The sequence below is a fragment of the Tamlana sp. I1 genome (assembly GCF_015355625.1).
GTDB lineage: Bacteria > Bacteroidota > Bacteroidia > Flavobacteriales > Flavobacteriaceae > Pseudotamlana.
The window spans coordinates 187844-205186 of the sequence record NZ_JACLAF010000007.1; the positions used below are offsets into that span (position 1 = coordinate 187844).

The 17343-nt window shown below is 36.0% G+C and carries 12 protein-coding genes; 3 read left to right on the forward strand and 9 right to left on the reverse strand.

All coding sequences use genetic code 11. The features are described from left to right. Positions 1-29: 29 nt before the first annotated feature. The 8 genes from H6X70_RS08080 to H6X70_RS08115 form a co-directional block, all read right to left on the reverse strand. Positions 30-1364 (reverse strand): M28 family peptidase, encoded by a 1335-nt coding sequence (locus H6X70_RS08080; protein ID WP_194767172.1) that lies wholly within the window; start codon positions 1362-1364, stop codon positions 30-32. Positions 1365-1454: 90 nt separating this feature from the next. Beyond that, positions 1455-3266 (reverse strand): acyl-CoA dehydrogenase family protein, encoded by a 1812-nt coding sequence (locus H6X70_RS08085; RefSeq protein ID WP_194767173.1) that lies wholly within the window; start codon positions 3264-3266, stop codon positions 1455-1457. Positions 3267-3294: 28 nt separating this feature from the next. After that, positions 3295-3651, reverse strand: a complete 357-nt coding sequence (locus tag H6X70_RS08090) for a four helix bundle protein (protein ID WP_194767174.1) — start codon at positions 3649-3651, stop codon at positions 3295-3297. Between the two features lie 33 nt (positions 3652-3684). Beyond that, positions 3685-4875, reverse strand: a complete 1191-nt coding sequence (locus H6X70_RS08095) for an acetyl-CoA C-acyltransferase (protein ID WP_194767175.1) — start codon at positions 4873-4875, stop codon at positions 3685-3687. A 100-nt stretch (positions 4876-4975) separates the two neighbouring features. Next, positions 4976-7384 (reverse strand): 3-hydroxyacyl-CoA dehydrogenase/enoyl-CoA hydratase family protein, encoded by a 2409-nt coding sequence (locus H6X70_RS08100; protein ID WP_194767176.1) that lies wholly within the window; start codon positions 7382-7384, stop codon positions 4976-4978. A 6-nt stretch (positions 7385-7390) separates the two neighbouring features. Continuing rightward, the gene (locus tag H6X70_RS08105) at positions 7391-7837 is read right to left on the reverse strand and encodes a MarR family winged helix-turn-helix transcriptional regulator (protein ID WP_194767177.1); all 447 of its coding nucleotides are present in this window, start codon (positions 7835-7837) and stop codon (positions 7391-7393) included. A gap of 156 nt (positions 7838-7993) precedes the next feature. Beyond that, positions 7994-9574 carry a serine hydrolase gene (locus H6X70_RS08110; RefSeq protein ID WP_194767178.1) on the reverse strand — a complete coding sequence of 527 codons (1581 nt, stop codon included), beginning with the start codon at positions 9572-9574 and terminating at the stop codon, positions 7994-7996. Between the two features lie 86 nt (positions 9575-9660). Further along, positions 9661-11433: an AMP-dependent synthetase/ligase gene (locus tag H6X70_RS08115; RefSeq protein WP_194767179.1), complete on the reverse strand. Its 1773-nt coding sequence runs from the start codon at positions 11431-11433 to the stop codon at positions 9661-9663. Positions 11434-11821: 388 nt separating this feature from the next. On the opposite strand from H6X70_RS08115, the gene pflB reads away from it, so the two are divergent. The 3 genes from pflB to H6X70_RS08130 all read left to right on the forward strand — a co-directional run bounded on the left by pflB (position 11822) and on the right by H6X70_RS08130 (position 15731). Continuing rightward, positions 11822-14047, forward strand: coding sequence for a formate C-acetyltransferase (pflB, locus tag H6X70_RS08120; protein WP_194767180.1), 2226 nt, complete (start codon positions 11822-11824; stop codon positions 14045-14047). A 124-nt stretch (positions 14048-14171) separates the two neighbouring features. Beyond that, entirely contained in the window at positions 14172-14885 is a 714-nt protein-coding gene (gene pflA / locus H6X70_RS08125) for a pyruvate formate-lyase-activating protein (RefSeq protein WP_317171461.1), read from the forward strand. Positions 14886-14948: 63 nt separating this feature from the next. Beyond that, a complete protein-coding gene (locus H6X70_RS08130; protein WP_194767181.1) occupies positions 14949-15731 on the forward strand; it encodes a formate/nitrite transporter family protein in 783 nt (260 codons plus the stop codon). A 98-nt stretch (positions 15732-15829) separates the two neighbouring features. Here H6X70_RS08130 and H6X70_RS08135 read toward each other — a convergent pair whose 3' ends face one another. Continuing rightward, a complete protein-coding gene (locus H6X70_RS08135; RefSeq protein WP_194767182.1) occupies positions 15830-17263 on the reverse strand; it encodes a T9SS type A sorting domain-containing protein in 1434 nt (477 codons plus the stop codon). Positions 17264-17343 lie beyond the last annotated feature (80 nt).

Consider the following 17343-nt stretch of genomic DNA (forward strand, 5'->3'; position numbering starts at 1 on the left):
TTCAAAATTATCGTAATAAATGGATTCTTTTAGTTTTTAATAATGCTATTAGGAAATGTAACCACGCTTTCAAAACCCTGATCATCAACTGAAGCAACGCCAAAATAAAAATTATCTATAACGATACCTTGAAGCATGAATTCTGAAACATCACCAACATATCGACTATAATCCCAGGTAGGCGAGGTGGTATCCCGCCAATATGTTTTATAACCTTTGGCGCCTTTAACTTTATCCCATTTTAATTTTACCGAGGCTTCTACAATACCGCCAATGGCAACCAATTTTGGTTCGGGTGGTGCAGTTGCTAAGCTTGCTAGGTTTATGGCGTTTACTGCAGTTAGTTTTTTTGCATATCCAAAATTAACGTGTTCAATAACATCTCCATATTTAATGCCATTTTCTTCTCTTATATCTTGATGCTGTTGGGTGTAGTTTTCATGAGCTTCCATAATTCTGATGCCCGGAAACCCTAAGTCGTTAAACGGACGATGGTGACCGCCACGACCAAACCGATCGAGTCTGTAAACCATCATCGGGTTCATTTCAGGCATGTATGTTTTGGTGGTTTTATAAATGTAACGTGCTAACTGGCGTGAAATACCATCTACTTCGCCACCGTAAAATCTTCGTAAGGTTCTTTCACGCTCTGTTTCAGTAGGAGGAACGGGTTCAGAAAATATTCTAAAAGTTCTGTTGTCTATGACGCCATCAACCCCTTTAATATTTCCAATCATGTCGTTATTTAAAACGCCAATAATTTCCCAATCTTTGTCTTTTGCATATTGCGCTAAACCTGCGCCACCAAATAAACCTTGCTCTTCGCCAGATAAACCAACATAAATAATGCTGCTTTCAAATTTATACTGACTTAAAACTCTGGCAGCTTCAATAGTTCCAGCCATTCCAGAAGCATTGTCGTTAGCACCAGGCGCATCAGTAGTAAAATCCATAGTATCGCTTGCTCGCGAGTCGATATCGCCACTCATTATAATATAGCGGTTAGGATATTTTGTGCCTTTTTGTATGGTGACAACATTTACAACCCAAGCATCATGAGGCACGCGGTTATTTCCTTTTTTGGTTACAAAATCTTTTTGATAGAAAACCTCTAAACAATTGTTGCAGGATTGCGAAATGTTTTCAAATTCAGATTTAATCCATCGTCTGGCAGCACCTATACCTCGTGTTTTAGAAATGGTATCGCTAAATGTATTTCGGGTGCCAAAATTAACAAGCGTTTGAATGTCTTTTTTAATGCGTTCTTCTGAAACTGCATCAATTATTTCATATATTTTTTCCGAAGTTTGAGAAAAACTTAGGTTTAAAATACAAAAGAAGGCTATGGATAGGAGTTGTTTCATTTTTCTTTAAAAATAATGAAAAAAAGCGCTCCGAAATAATTCGAAGCGCTTTTCATAATTGAGTTAGTCACTCTTCAACATTAATAAATTTTAAAAACAGTATTTGTTTTCGTTAATTACTTTTTCAGCGATAATATTTCGTAATTCGATAATGTTAGGCATGTTTACATATTTTATGTAGCGCTTTAAGCCCATAAGCATCATACGCTGTTCGTCGCCTGTCGAAAATGAAATAATTGAATGTTTTCCGGCGGTTTCAATCACATCTATGGCGTGAAATAAATTTAATTTAGCCATAGCAATTTGTTCTTTAACTTGTTCTTCACCTTGTTTTTTAGCCATTTTCTCAGCACGTAGAATAGCCGATTCTGCAAGGTAAATTTGAATTAAAATATCGGAAGCCGCCAACATAAGTTGCTGTTGTTGCTCTATTTTTTCACCATATTTTTGAAGCGTGGCACCAGCAACCATTAAAAATAATTTTTTAAGGTTTTTGATGATGTTTTTTTCTTCCGAAAACAATTCTGAATAATCTGGTGTTTCAAATGAAGGTATGCCCATTAATTCATCTTTAACAGCCATTGCAGGGGTTAATACATCTACATGGCCTTTCATGGCTTTTTTGATAAGCATGCCAATAGATAACATACGGTTTATCTCGTTAGTCCCTTCATATATACGCGAAATTCGAGCGTCTCTCCAAGCCGATTCAATAGGTGTTTCTTCCGAAAAGCCCATGCCTCCAAATATTTGTATGCCTTCATCTGTACATTTTTGGATGAATTCTGAAACTGCCACTTTCAAGATCGAACATTCGATAGCATACTCTTCAACGCCTTTTAATTCGGCTTCTTGATGGGTGTCCTTTCCGTTGTTTTTTCTAAGCTCAATGCGGTCTTCAATGTCTTTTGCAGCTCTATAACTTGCTGCTTCACCTACCCAACAGTTGGTTGCCATTTCGGCAATTTTCTGACGAATAGCTCCAAAACTAGAAATAGGGGTTTTAAATTGAACGCGTTCGTTAGCGTATTTTACAGATTCTGTAATCACACGGCGTTGCGCATCTAAACAGGCAGCTGCTAGTTTTATACGACCTACATTTAAAGCATTCATCGCGATTTTAAAACCATTACCTCGTGTAGAAAGCATGTTTTCAACAGGGACAACAGTATCATTAAAAAACACCTGTCTGGTTGAAGAAGCTCGAATACCGAGCTTGTGTTCTTCTTCGCCCATGGTAATGCCATTCGGATTTTCTGGGTCGTATTCTACAATAAAACCTGTAATGTTTTTATCGTCTTCAATACGCGCAAAAACAATCATTAAACTACAGAATCCCGCATTGGAAATCCACATTTTCTGCCCCGTAATTTTATAGGTTTTACCATCTTCCGATAGTACAGCTTTTGTTTTTCCAGAATTAGCATCACTTCCTGCACTAGGTTCTGTTAAACAATAGGCTCCAAACCATTGGCCAGAGGCTAATTTAGGCACATATTTTTGTTTTTGTTCTTCGGTGCCGTAAAGGGTGATTGGCATGGTTCCAATGCCTGTGTGGGCACCAAAAGCCGTGCTAAACGAGCCAGTTGCTCCCGAAATATAATCGCAAACCAACATGGTGTCTACAAAACCCATACCCATACCGCCGTATTCTTCTGGAACCGATATGCTTAAAAATCCAAGTTCGGCAGCTTTTCGCATGCAGGATTCTGTTAGGGCATAATCCTTTTTTTCAAATTGTGCCTTTTTTGGCCAAACTTCACGATCTATAAATTCGGTTACAGCCTCTTTCATCATCAGCTGGTCTTCATTAAAATCTTCTGGTGTGAATATGTCTTCGCAGTTAATCTCTTTTACTAGAAATTGTCCGCCACGTAAAATGTCTTTTTCTGTTCCTTCCATTTGTTTATTAGATTTATAGATTCAAGAATCAAGATGCTTGCAGCCTAGATTTAAAACTTGAGATCATTTTTTGTATTTCCTTTATTTTTTGTTCTAGTTCTTTAAATTTTTCTTCTGAAATATAATTTTCATTAAAAGCGACATTCAACTGAGTTTCCCATTCGAAAGCAGAACCTAAACTATGTTCTAAAAAATTAGCAAAATGTTTATTTGAACTTTTACTTGTTCCTTCTGAAATATTTGAAGGTATTGAAACAGCACATCTATTCATCTGGCTCATTAATCCATAAGTTTCAAACTTTGGAAATGTTCTCGTTATTTTATAAGATTCTGAAACGAGCATCATACTTTCATTCCAGATTTTTAATTTCTTGAAATTATGCATCGTCTTGTTTCTTGGTTCTTTCAGTCTGTTTTCTTACTTCAAAAACTCAAAAATCCCACAAGCACCTTGGCCTGTACCTACGCACATGGTAACGGCACCGTATTTTCCTGTCATATTTCTTTTGCGCATTTCATCAAATAACTGAACGGAAAGCTTAGCACCTGTACAGCCTAATGGATGTCCTAATGCAATGGCGCCACCATTAACATTTACCAAATCTGGGTTAAGGTCTAGTTCGCGAATTACAGCTATAGATTGCGATGCGAAAGCTTCGTTTAGCTCGATAAGTTCTAAATCCGATTGCTTTAATCCTGCTTGTTTTAAGGCTTTTGGAACAGCTTTTACAGGACCTATACCCATAATGCGTGGTTCAACACCAGCAGCGGCATAATTCACTAGTCTTGCAATGGGTTCAAGATTAAGTTCTTTTACCATGTCTTCACTCATAATCATAACAAAAGCAGCACCATCACTCATTTGCGACGAGTTTCCAGCTGTTACACTTCCGCCTTGAGCGAAAACAGGACGAAGTTTAGCAAGTGCTTCTAGACTGGTTCCTGCACGAGGTCCTTCATCTTTAGTAACTGTATATGATTTATTTGCTTTTTTTCCGTTGGCATCAATATATGTTTCATTAACTTCAATAGGCACAATTTGATCTTGAAAACGGTTTTCAGCTTGGGCTTTTAAGGCTTTCATATGTGAATTATAGGCAAACTCATCTTGGTCTTCACGAGAGACTTTAAACTGATTTGCTACGGCTTCAGCAGTATTTCCCATGCCCCAATAATAATCTTCGTGACCAGCTTTTACAATGTCGTAATTCAGTTCAGGTTTGTATCCTGTCATAGGAACGGCACTCATGCTTTCGGCCCCACCAGCAATAATACAATCGGCCATTCCGGATTGAATTTTAGCCGTTGCAATACCAATGGTTTCGATGCCTGAGGAACAAAAACGATTGACTGTAACACCAGGAACTTCAACAGAATTTAAACCCATAAGTGAAATTAAACGCGCCATATTTAGGCCTTGCGAACCTTCTGGCATGGCGTTACCAACAATAACATCGTCGATACGGTTTTTATCCAATTCAGGTAATTCCTTCATCATATACTGAATGGTTTCGGCAGCCAACTCATCGGTTCTTTTAAAACGAAAAACACCCTTTGGCGCTTTACCAACAGCAGTTCTGTATGCTTTTACTATATATGCTTGTTTCATCTGTTTTGCTTTTAGCTATTAGCTCTTGGCTTCTAGCATTTTAAATTATTGTCTGAAATTAACCAATAGCCAATGGCTAAAGGCAAATAGCTTCATGTTTTTAATTTCTAAGAGGTTTCCCTGTTTTTAGCATGTGTTGAATGCGTTCTAAGGTTTTACGTTCGGTACATAAACTTAAAAAGGCTTCACGTTCTAAATCCAATAAATATTGTTCGGTCACTAAAGTAGGTTCCGATAAATCGCCACCCGCCATTACATAGGCTAATTTATTGGCGATTTTTTGGTCGTGTTCACTTATAAAATTCGCAGCTTCCATTGAATCTGTGCCCACTAAAAACATACCAAGTGCTTGTTTGCCAAGTACTTTTACATCGCTGCGTTTTACTGGCATGGTGTATCCTGCATCGGCCATGAGTCTGGCATGTGCTTTTGCAGTTGCGATTTGGCGGTCTTTATTTGGAATTATGATGTCCTTTCCTTTTTGGAGTATGCCTAAATCGAAGGCTTCGTAAGCTGAGGTTGAGACTTTTGCCATACCAATGGTAAGGAAATATTCTTGTAAAATATTTAATTCTACATCACCTTTTCTAAAGGTGTCGGAAGCACGTAAGGCCATTTCTTTCGAGCCTGCACCGCCAGGAATGACGCCAACACCAAATTCGACTAAACCAATATAGGTTTCGGCGGCAGCCACGACTTTATCGGCGTGCATGGATAATTCGCAAGCCCCTCCCAAAGCCATGCCGTGTGGGGCAGAAACTGTTGGGATTGATGAGTAACGCATACGCATCATCGTGTCTTGAAAATATTTTATTGCCGCGTTTAATTCTTCATATTCTTGTTCGACAGCCATCATGAAAATCATACCAATATTGGCTCCTACAGAGAAATTAGCACCTTGGTTTCCAATAACGAGTCCGTCGAAATCTTTTTCAGCTAAATCCACAGCTTTATTGAGTCCTGCCAAAACATCGCCGCCAATGGTATTCATTTTAGATTGGAATTCACAATTTAGAATACCGTCGCCTAAATCTTCAATAACAACGCCTGAATTTTTAAAGACTTCATTAGATTTTCGGATGTTATCTAAAATAATAAAGGCATCTTGACCAGGGATTTTTTCTTGTGATTTCGTTGGAATATCATAAAAATAAGAAGCCCCTTCTTTTACGGTATAAAATGAAGTACTTCCTGAAGCGATCATGTCTTCCACCCAACTAGAAGGTTTTAAGCCTTCGGCTTTCATGAGTTCTATGCCTTTTTCAACGCCAATAGCATCCCAGATTTGAAAAGGACCATGTTCCCATCCGAAACCAGCCTTCATGGCGTCGTCTATTTTATATAATTCATCTGAAATTTCAGGGATTCTATACGATACATAAGCAAATAATGCCGCAAAAGTTTTTCTGTAAAATTCGCCTGCTTTGTCTTTTCCTGAAACCAAAACTTTAAAACGATCGACCACCTTATCGATGGTTTTAGTCAATTCTAAAGTTGCGAATTTCGCACGTTTTGCCGAGCGGTATTCTAAGGTGTTTAAGTCTAATGATAAAATTTCTTTTGATCCATCGGCTGCAACTTGTTTTTTGTAAAACCCTTGACCTGTTTTGCTTCCCAACCATTTGTTTTCCATCATGGTATCGATGAAATTTGGCAATTTGAACAATTCTAAACGTTCATCGTCTTTGCAGTTTTCGGCAATGCCATTTGCTACATGAACTAAAGTGTCTAAACCAACCACATCAACGGTTCTAAAAGTTGCCGATTTCGGTCTGCCAATTACGGGGCCTGTTAGTTTATCAACTTCTTCAATGGTTAAATCCATGTCTTTAACCGTATGAAATAAACTCATAATGCTAAAAATACCAATGCGGTTTCCAATAAAAGCTGGCGTATCTTTTGCGATTACCGATGTTTTTCCAAGAAATTGTTCGCCGTAACCGTTTAAAAAGTCTAAAACTGAAGCATCTGTTTTAGGGCCTGGAATAATTTCAAATAATTTAAGGTAACGCGCCGGATTGAAAAAGTGGGTTCCGCAGAAATGTTTCTGGAAATCTTCACTTCGGCCTTCGCTCATAAATTTTATAGGAATTCCGGAGGTGTTACTGGTAATAAGCGTTCCGGGTGTTCTGTATTTTTCAAGATTCTCAAAAACTTGTTTTTTAATATCAAGCCTTTCAATAACCACTTCCATAATCCAATCAACTTGCGCCACTTTAGCGATGTCATCTTCAATATTTCCAGTGGTAATTCTTTTAGCAAAATCTTTATGGTAAATGGGTGAGGGTTTCGATTTTAACGAAGCCGCTAAAGCCTCGTTAACCAATCTGTTTCTCACTACTTTATCATCAAGGCTTAGGCCTTGGGCTTTTTCTTTGGCATTTAGTTCTCTAGGAATAATGTCTAATAAAAGCACGTCAACGCCAATATTGGCAAAATGACACGCAATGTCACTTCCCATGATTCCAGAGCCTATTATGGCTACTTTTTTAATTCTTCGCTTGCTCATTTTAGTTTAGCTATTGGATTGATTGTAGATTTTTTTATTACAAACCATGTCGTTAATTACTTCGGACACTTCATAAAAGTGTTTTAATTGTTCCTCGGAGACATTTTTTTTAATGGCTTCATTAAAAAGGAGTACTTTTTCTTTTGAATAGTCTCTTTTTTCTCTTCCATTTTCGGTGAGTGAAATAATAACACCGCGACCATCTTCTGGATTTGGCTTTCGGTTTATTAGTCCTTTTATTTCCATGGATTTTAAAATTCGTGATAAACTTGTGGCTTCCATGCCCATTTTAGGCCCTAATGCGGTTGATGGTGTTCCTTTTTCTGGGTCGATACTAAGTAGGGTAAAACCAGTCGCCATGGTGCTGTCAAATTTGGCAGCTTCTTCGTTATACATTTTTTGAACCGCTAACCAGGTTGTCCTTAATATATAATCGATGGTTTTGTCTTTCATTTTTATATTTGGTTGGTTTTCCCAAATATATGAAATTTTATTATGCATGCATAATAAAGGCATGTGAAATTTATGCTGTTTTTTTATTAAAAAGTAAAGGTGTTAAGGATAGTTGTAGGTTTTGTTTGTTTTATGATCATACGTATTAAAAAGAGATTAGTTGTCCTTCATTTTAGTAAAATCTAAATCAGGGTAATTGTTGCTAGGGACTGTTATAGGTGAAATACCTTTCATTTTAAAACCTATAGCTTTACCTTCTTCATCCAATTGAAACATGACGAAGGCATCGGTGTCTGGCATACCAAAATCAGTCCATTTTACAGCAAAGGTGTTTGCTTTATAGAAGTACATGGGGCCAGATAATTTCGGAGAACGTAAGGATTCAAACCAGAGTTTATTTTCTTTATTTGAGATTTCTACGGTGCCTAGCCAAGGGTCCTTGTAGGAACCTATATAGTTTTTTAAATCGAGATGTTTGGTATCGGTTGTTTTAACCGTAGCCCATACTTTATCGACCACAGCATCAGCTTCAGTATTATCGAAATTTAGCCTGTCTTTATAAGTCTTTATCCAATCAAATTCATTCAAACCTAAATATTTATCTAAAATAGTTTGGGTAACGGCATTGATTAAGCCATAACCATCAAAGGCGGTGTTTGTTAGCACCATAATACCAAGGTTTAAGTCTGGAATTAAGGTAATTCTATTCTCCATAAAACCGCCTATATGTGAAGCCTGTAAATGACCGTTAATATCCTTTAATCCCCAGCCTAATCCAACTCCTGAGAAATTTGAATGGTATCTTGGGTTTTTAGATTGAGTTATTACCGTGTGGATTTTCCATATTTCTTGAAGATTTTTTTCAGAAAAAAGTTGCTGCTTCAAATCTGGGCCATATTTTCCTTTATTAAGATGAAGAAGCATCCAACTCATCATATCATGGGCATTAGAGTAAACGAAGTCAAGTTCAAGAGCATCTTTTACCTTTTTATTATCCCAATTAGGAGTTTCTTCAATGTTTAATTTGTTTTCCTTGCTGATATGAAATTTTGAGACATTGGGTTTATTTAAAGTTTTGGAATAGCCATAACAGGAATTGTTCATTTTAAGTGGTTCTAAAATTCGTTTCTGAATAAATGCTCCGTAAGAAATACCACTAATTCTGGTAATAATTTCCCTTGCTACCAAAAAGAGAACGGTATTGTAAGCGGCCTCTGTTCTAAAAGCTGATACAGGTTTAAAGTATTGGTAGTTCGTTAGAACATCATTCATTGTAAAATCTGAGCCTGTAGGCATCAGCACCAAGTCTCCAGCACCTTCTGCTAAACCACTACGATGCGTGATGAGGTCGATAATGTTGAAGTTGTTTGTAACGTAAGCATTATACATTTTAAATTCTGGAATATGCTTAATTACGGGGTCATTCCATGTTAGTTTACCTTCATCAACAAGAATAGCTAGGGCTGCTGCGGTAAATGCTTTTGTGTTTGAAGAGATGCCAAAATTGGTGTTTTCATCTACCTTCTTATGAGTTTCTATAGAGGTTACGCCGTATCCTTTTTGAATAATAACTTTGCCGTCTTTTACTACGGCAATAGCCGCACCAGCTACTGTGAAGTTATCCATGGATTTTTTAACAATGGCATCAATTTCCTTGGCAGAAACTTGTGAAAAAGAAAGCTGTGAAAAAAGCCCAAGCAAAAGTAATCGTACTAAAATTGTGTATTTTTTACTCATAGTCCTTAGTATTAAAGGTTTATGTAATAAATATACGAAAAATTAGTCCTGTTAATATGAAAAATAAAGTCTAGCTATTCCTGGTATTAAGGCCTATAAATTTTTTCAATAAGATCATGGTACATGTCTTTAATTACTGCTCTTCGCATTTTCATAGTAGGGGTAAGGTGTCCAGTTTTTATAGACCACACATCTGGGGTTAATCTAAAGGTTTTAATTTGTTCCCACTTACCAAATTTTTTGTTACAATGGTCTATTTCCTTTTGAATGCGTTTTTGAATAATTTCAGAGCTAGAAATAGCTTCATTTGTGTTTTCTAGGTTAAGCTTTTTTCTATTGGCCCATTCACGAATAAATTCAAAATTAGGTTGAATAAGTGCTGCTGGCATCTTTTCACCTTCACCAATCACCATAATTTGTTCAATAAATCGCGATTGTTTTAAATCGTTTTCAAGTAATGTAGGAATTACATATTTCCCTCCAGAAGTCTTAAACATTTCCTTTTTTCGGCCTGTAATTTTTAAAAAGCCATCACCATCAATTTCGCCTTTATCGCCTGTGTGAAAATAGTCGCCCGTCATAACACTGGCTGTTTTTTCAGGATCTTTATAGTAGCCCATCATTACATTTGGTCCCTTAATAAGGATTTCACCATCTTCGGCAATTTTTACTTCCACATTAGGGATAGGTTTTCCAACAGTACCTATTTTAAACATGTTATCGGCATATTTCCCAACGGAAACAACTGGCGAAGTTTCTGTTAGTCCGTAACCTTCCATAACTTGCATGCCAGCTGCTGAGAATATTCTAGCCAATCTGGGTTGTAAAGCAGCACTACCAGAAACCATGGTGTACAGTTCGCCCCCTAAAGCTTCGCGCCATTTGCTAAAAATAAGTTTATTGGCAAGGCTCAATTTTAATTCGTACCAAGCTCCGTTTTGTTTATAGGGTTCCCAAATTTCGCCTAAACCCACAGCCCAAAAGAAAAGCGCCTTTTTTATGCCAGTAAGTTCAGTGCCTTTTTCCATGATTTTATCGTAAACCTTTTCTAAAAGTCGCGGTACTACGCTCATGAGATTTGGGTTGATTTCTTTAGCGTTATCGGCTATTTTATCAAGACTTTCAGCATAATAAATCGAAGTTCCTGCGTGTTGGTAGATGTAAATTAAAACGCGTTCGAAAATATGACAAATGGGTAAAAAGCTTAAAACTTTGGTTTTTTCACCTCTTAAAGGTAATCTTGACATACTGCCTAATACATTGCTTGTAATGTTCCAATGTGAAAGCATAACGCCTTTAGGTTTTCCGGTGGTTCCAGAAGTGTAAATGATGGTTGCTAAATCGGATGGTTTTACAGCTGCTTTTCTAGCTTCTACATCGTTTTGATTTGAGGTGTCTGCACCAAGTTCTAACAATTCAGAATAGTGTTTGCAGCCTTTTATATGATTAAAGGAATAGATCTCCTTTAGTTTTGTTTGATCTTTAACTTGATTGACTTTTTCATAAACTTCTTCATCTGAAACAAAGCAATATGTCGATTCACTATGAATAAGGACATAGGCATAATCTTCAGCAGAAATAGTAGGGTAAATAGGAATGTTTTGTGCTCCAACTTGAAGCACCCCTATATCTACAATATTCCATTCGGTACGGTTAGAAGAGGAAATAACGGCAATTTTATCGTCCTTATTAACGCCAAGTTTTAATAATGCGCGACTCATCGCATTGGCTTTATCTACATAGTCTTGAGTAGAGGTTTTAACCCATTCGCCATCATATTTTGTTACAAAAGCGGCGTCTGTAGGCTTATTTTCAAGCTGATAATAAGGAAAATCAAATAGTCTAGTTATCTCAGTCATAATCTGTGTTATCGTGTGGTGTATTGCAAAGTATGAAATTAAATAAGATTTTCAAATAGGCGATAAAATATTAAATAAACATTTGTTAATTGTTCTTGAATGGTTCACACTGTAAAAAGCTCATTTTTATGAGTTTGCTAATGTTTAGTCTGTAAATCAATTAATTTATAATGTTTGGAATATTAATGATGCTTTTTATGAAGAAAAATGATGATAATTTTAGATAAAATGAGATTGATTTAGTCAATTTCAAACGTTTTCGTAAGTAGGAATATTTTTATTTAAATGGAAACTGATTTTTGTCAGTTTATTACTTTAATCGTGGTCATACCTTTGTATACATCAATCAAAACAAAGAATTTTTTTTCAAAAGATTAATATAAAACACATGGAAGTAAAACAGTTTAAAAACGGAATTTGGACGGAGAAGATTAATGTTAGAGATTTTGTATTTCAGAATATTACTCCTTACCATGGAACTCATGAATTTTTAGTTGGACCAAGCGAGAAAACTAACAAATTATGGGAAGTTTGTAAAGTTGCGACCCAAGAAGAGAGACAAAGAAACGGTGTACGTGCCGTAGATACAGAGGTAATTTCTTCAGTAAACGCTTTTGAAGCGGGATATATAGATAAAGACAATGAAGTTATTGTTGGTTTACAAACAGATGAGTTATTAAAGCGTGCTATGAAACCTTTTGGAGGTTTTAAAGTGGTTCAAAAAGCTTTACAGGAACAAGGTGTAAAACCTAATGATAATTTAACCGAATTATTTTCTAAATACGTTAAAACCCATAACGATGGTGTTTTTGATGCATATAATGCTGAAATTAGAAAATTCCGTTCTTTAGGATTTTTAACAGGGTTGCCAGATAATTATGCTAGAGGTAGAATAATTGGAGATTATCGTCGTGTGGCTCTTTACGGAATTAACGCTTTAATTGAAGCTAAAAAAGTAGACTTAAGCAACATCACTGGACCAATGACAGAAGCTGTTATTCGTTTACGTGAAGAAGTATCATCACAAATAAAAGCATTAAATGAAATGCTTGAGTTAGGTGCTAAATACGATTTAGATTTAGGTCGCCCAGCTGAAAACGCTCAAGAAGCGGTACAATGGACATACATGGCATATTTAGCAGCTGTAAAAGAGCAAGATGGTGCTGCGATGTCTTTAGGAAATGTATCAACGTTCTTAGATATTTATATCGAGAATGATTTACAAGAAGGTTTAATTACTGAGGAACAAGCTCAAGAATACATCGATCAATTCGTTATGAAATTACGTATGGTACGTCACTTAAGAATGGCGACTTACGATGAAATTTTTGCAGGCGATCCTACTTGGGTAACCGAGGCTATTGGTGGTATGTTTGAAGATGGCAGAACAAAAGTTACAAAAACATCGTTCCGTTTCTTAAATACCTTATATAATTTAGGGCCTTCACCAGAACCGAATATGACGATTTTATGGTCTCAAGAGTTACCACAAAATTTTAAAGATTATTGTGCTAAAGTATCGATTGATACTTCTTCAATTCAGTTTGAAAATGACAATTTAATGCGTGCACAACGTGGATCTGATGATTACGGAATTGCATGTTGTGTGTCTTACCAAAGCTTAGGGAAATCTATTCAGTTTTTTGGAGCACGTACCAACTTAGCTAAAACATTATTGTTGGCTGTTAATGGCGGACGTTGTGAAAATACTGGAAAACCTATGGTTGATGGTATTAAGGAATTGGATGGTGAGTATTTAGATTTTGATACTGTAATGACGAACTTTAAAATCGCTATGAAAGAAGTGGCTCGTGTGTATAACGATTCGATGAATATTATTCACTACATGCACGATAAGTACTATTACGAAAAAGCACAAATGGCTTTAATCGATACTAACCCAGGCATCAATATTGCCTATGGTATTGCGGGATTGTCTATTGTAGCCGATTCACTTTCAGCTATTAAATATGCGAAAGTAAAACCGATTAGAAATGAAGATGGTTTAACGGTTGATTTTAAAATTGAAGGTGAATTTCCAAAATACGGAAATGATGACGACCGCGTAGATACTTTAGCTGCTAATGCTGTAGCAGATTTTAATAACGAGTTAAAACAATTGCCAGTTTATAAAGATGCTGAGCCAACAATGTCTGTGTTAACCATCACATCAAACGTGTCTTACGGTAAGAAAACCGGAGCTACGCCAGATGGTAGACCAAGTGGTATTGCTTTTGCTCCTGGAGCAAATCCAATGCACGGTCGTGATTGTAACGGTGCTATTGCCTCTTTAAATTCAGTTTCAAAAATTGATTATAAAGATTCATTAGACGGTATTTCAAACACATTCTCAATGGTGCCAAAATCTTTAGGATCTTCAGAAACAGATCGTATCGACAATTTAGCAACTATTATAGATGGCTATTTCAGTAGAAATGCGCAGCACTTAAATGTGAATGTTTTAGACAGAGATATGTTAATGGATGCTATGGAGCACCCAGAGCAATATCCGCAATTAACTATTCGTGTATCTGGTTACGCTGTTAACTTTGTAAGATTAACAAGAGAGCAGCAATTGGAAGTGATTACACGTTCTTTCCACGAATCCATGTAGAGTTTTTTATATTTTGAGGAGCATCTGGAGGATAAGTTTAATAGCTTTGTCTTTCAGATGCTTATTTTTAATTTAAAACTTTAAGGTTATCAAAAATCAAGACAACATATTAAATGTCCATTCAATTGAGTCCTTCGGAACACATGATGGGCCCGGTATTCGTTTTGTAGTTTTTTTACAAGGCTGTAAGTTGAAGTGTCTATATTGTCATAATCCAGATACTATAGAAACGTCGGGAGGTCAACCATACGAGATTGAAGAACTGGTTGAAAAGGTATTAAAAGTGAAGCCTTACTTCGGAAAAAAAGGAGGTGTTACCGTTTCTGGCGGAGAACCTTTACTGCAATCGAAAGCCCTTGTTCCTTTTTTCAAAAGATTAAAAGAAGAGGGGATACATACTAATATTGATACTAACGGCCGATTATTAAACAACTTCGCAACAACCTTGTTAGACGATTATGCCGATTTAATCATGTTAGATATTAAGCACATGACCGAAGAAGGTTACGAAGCCTTAACTGGGCAACGTAATATGGAAACGGCTTTAACTTTCGCTAAACATCGTGAGGAATCTGGAAAAGCGATGTGGTTGCGATATGTTTTAATTCCTGGCATTACAAACAAACCCGAATTGCTTCATGCTCTTGGCGAACATTTTAAGGATTATAAAACCATTGAGAAAATTGAAATTCAGCCGTATCATAAATTAGGTATTCACAAATGGGAAGCCTTAGGATGGGAATATGAGTTGAAAGATGCTCGTGAAAATACGAAGGAGGAAATCGATGCTGCTGTGGAAATTTTAAATCAATATTTTAAAGAAGTTAAGGTGAACTAAAATTTTTATTTTCGTATAACTTTTGAATAAAAATTAACTTAAAGTTTACAATTAAAAAAGAATATGCACACCCCTAAAGAAGGTATAAAAATAGTGAATGAAATAGCCTTGAATAAAGAAGGTTATAAAGTTAGTAAAACATTAATTCTTGCATTTTTAGCGGGAGCTTACGTCGCTTTTGGAGGTTTATTAGCCATTATTATATCTGGTGGCTCTCCTGGAATAGCAGCAAATAATCCTGGGTTTGCAAAATTTTTGTTTGGCGCGGCGTTCCCACTCGGACTTATTTTGGTGGTTATTGTAGGCGCCGAACTTTTTACAGGAAATAATGCCTATTTCATTCCTAATATTTTAACCAAAAGACAGCGTGCATACGCCATGTTAAGAAATTGGGGGTTAGTGTACATAGGAAATTTTGTTGGGGCTTTGTTTGTGGCTTATGTCATCACTTATTTAACGCATCTTGTTACAGATGCACCGTATATTGATATGGTTCATAAAATAGCCAAAAGCAAAACAAGCAATACGTTTCTAGTGACTTTTATAAAAGGGATCGGAGCCAACTGGTTGGTGTGTTTAGCAATTTGGCAAGGTATTGCCGCTAAAAACACGATTGGAAAAATAGTAGCCATTTGGATTCCCGTTATGGCTTTCGTAACGATGGGATTTGAACACAGTATTGCCAATATGTACTTTATTCCGCTATCTATTTTTGAAGGTGCCGATATTACTTGGAGTACTTTCTTTATTAAAAATTTAATTCCTGCCACTTTAGGAAATATTGTTGGAGGCGCCTTATTTGTAGGGATGCCATATGGGTATTTGTTTGGGAAAGAAGATAATTAAGAGTTTTAAGCTTTAGTTAATATCTGAAATTATTATAATAAAAAAGGGTGTCTTTCATGTATTGAAAAACACCCTTTTTAGTTTCCTAACTTTAAGGGTTATTCTCGAATAACTCTAAAGGTTTCACTTTTATCCTTATGGATTATTTTAATAATATAAACGCCACTTGGTAATTCAGATAAATTAATGCCTGTATTCTTTTTGCCTTGTTTTACTTGTTTTCCGGCGTAATCAAACACCAAAAAAACATAATCTTCAAACAGCAGATTTTTAATGTTTACTTCACCTTTTGTTGGGTTAGGATATGCATATGGTTTTTCTGCGAGTTTTGGAGTTGTAAAAGTTTCAGTTATTGTTTCAGTTATTGTTTCAGTTGTTGTTTCTACTATTTGGTTTTCATCAACAACATGTTCACATGAATAATTAAGATAGTCTTGTAAATCGTCACGGTCGAATGTTTTTTCGTAGCCCAGTGTTTTAGCTTTGGTTAATAATTCACAAGCTTTATTGTAATTGCTTAGGTCGAAGTAAACTTCCCCTAAATTCCTATAGGCAAAAGAATTGTTGTTATTTATAATTAAGGCTTCTTCTAAATCGGCTATGCCTTTATCCGAATCGCCTAATTTATGATATAATAAACCTCGAATGGTTCTTAGGTCTCTTTCTGCATTTTTTTCACCTCGCTTATATAAATTCGCTTTATTCTTAAAAGCGGTATTTACACAAACCATGGCTTTATCGTATTCACCTAAATCGGTATAAGCAGCCGATAGTGCCCAATTGGCGAACGCATGGTTTGGCACCATCTCTATAGCTTTGTTTAAATATACTATGCCTAGTCGGTAAGATTTAATTGTTATAAGGTAAGACCCCAGATTATGGTAAAGCCTACTTTCTTTAGGCGAAGCTTTTATGGCTTTCAATTTGTATTGAATGCAGTAGTCGTGCATTTCATAATCGGCATAAATATTAGCCAAATTGTCGTAAAGACTTCCTAATATTTTCTCAGGAACTTTTTTGGTTTTTGAAATCTTTAATATGTGTTTTTCTGCTGTTTTAAAATCATTAAGAGCTAATGTGTTGTTGTCAAGATATTTTCTTATGCTTGCTCTTTGAAATCTTAATTTTAGACTTTTAGGTTCTTCCTTTATTTCAAGATTCAGTTCTTTAAGTCTAGCATGTGCTTTTAGTACTTTTTCTTCTGTTTTTTTATTGAATTCAATGATATGATCTGTTCTACTAATAAGTTCCCCATTGTCAAATTCCCAAGTGGTTATTTTTTCTCCAGAAGGGTTGTATTTAAATGATTTTCCTTGGTATCTGCCATTATGAAAATAAAAGCATTCGTCAAGTTTTCCAGATTTGTAATATGTTTTCAGGCTGTCTATTTTTTTGTTATCCCCATACCATTTTTCTATGGCTACAACTTGATCACGGTACAAATAGCGTTTCGTGGTATTCGATTTTTCAGATTGCGCAAATAAATTTACAAATGAAGCTAAAAGCAGCAGACCCGTTAGTAGTTTTTTCATAGCTTGAAAAGTACATCTTTTTTTAAACATAAAAAAAGCTCCAACTAACGTTAGAGCTTTTTAAATATATTAGAATCGAT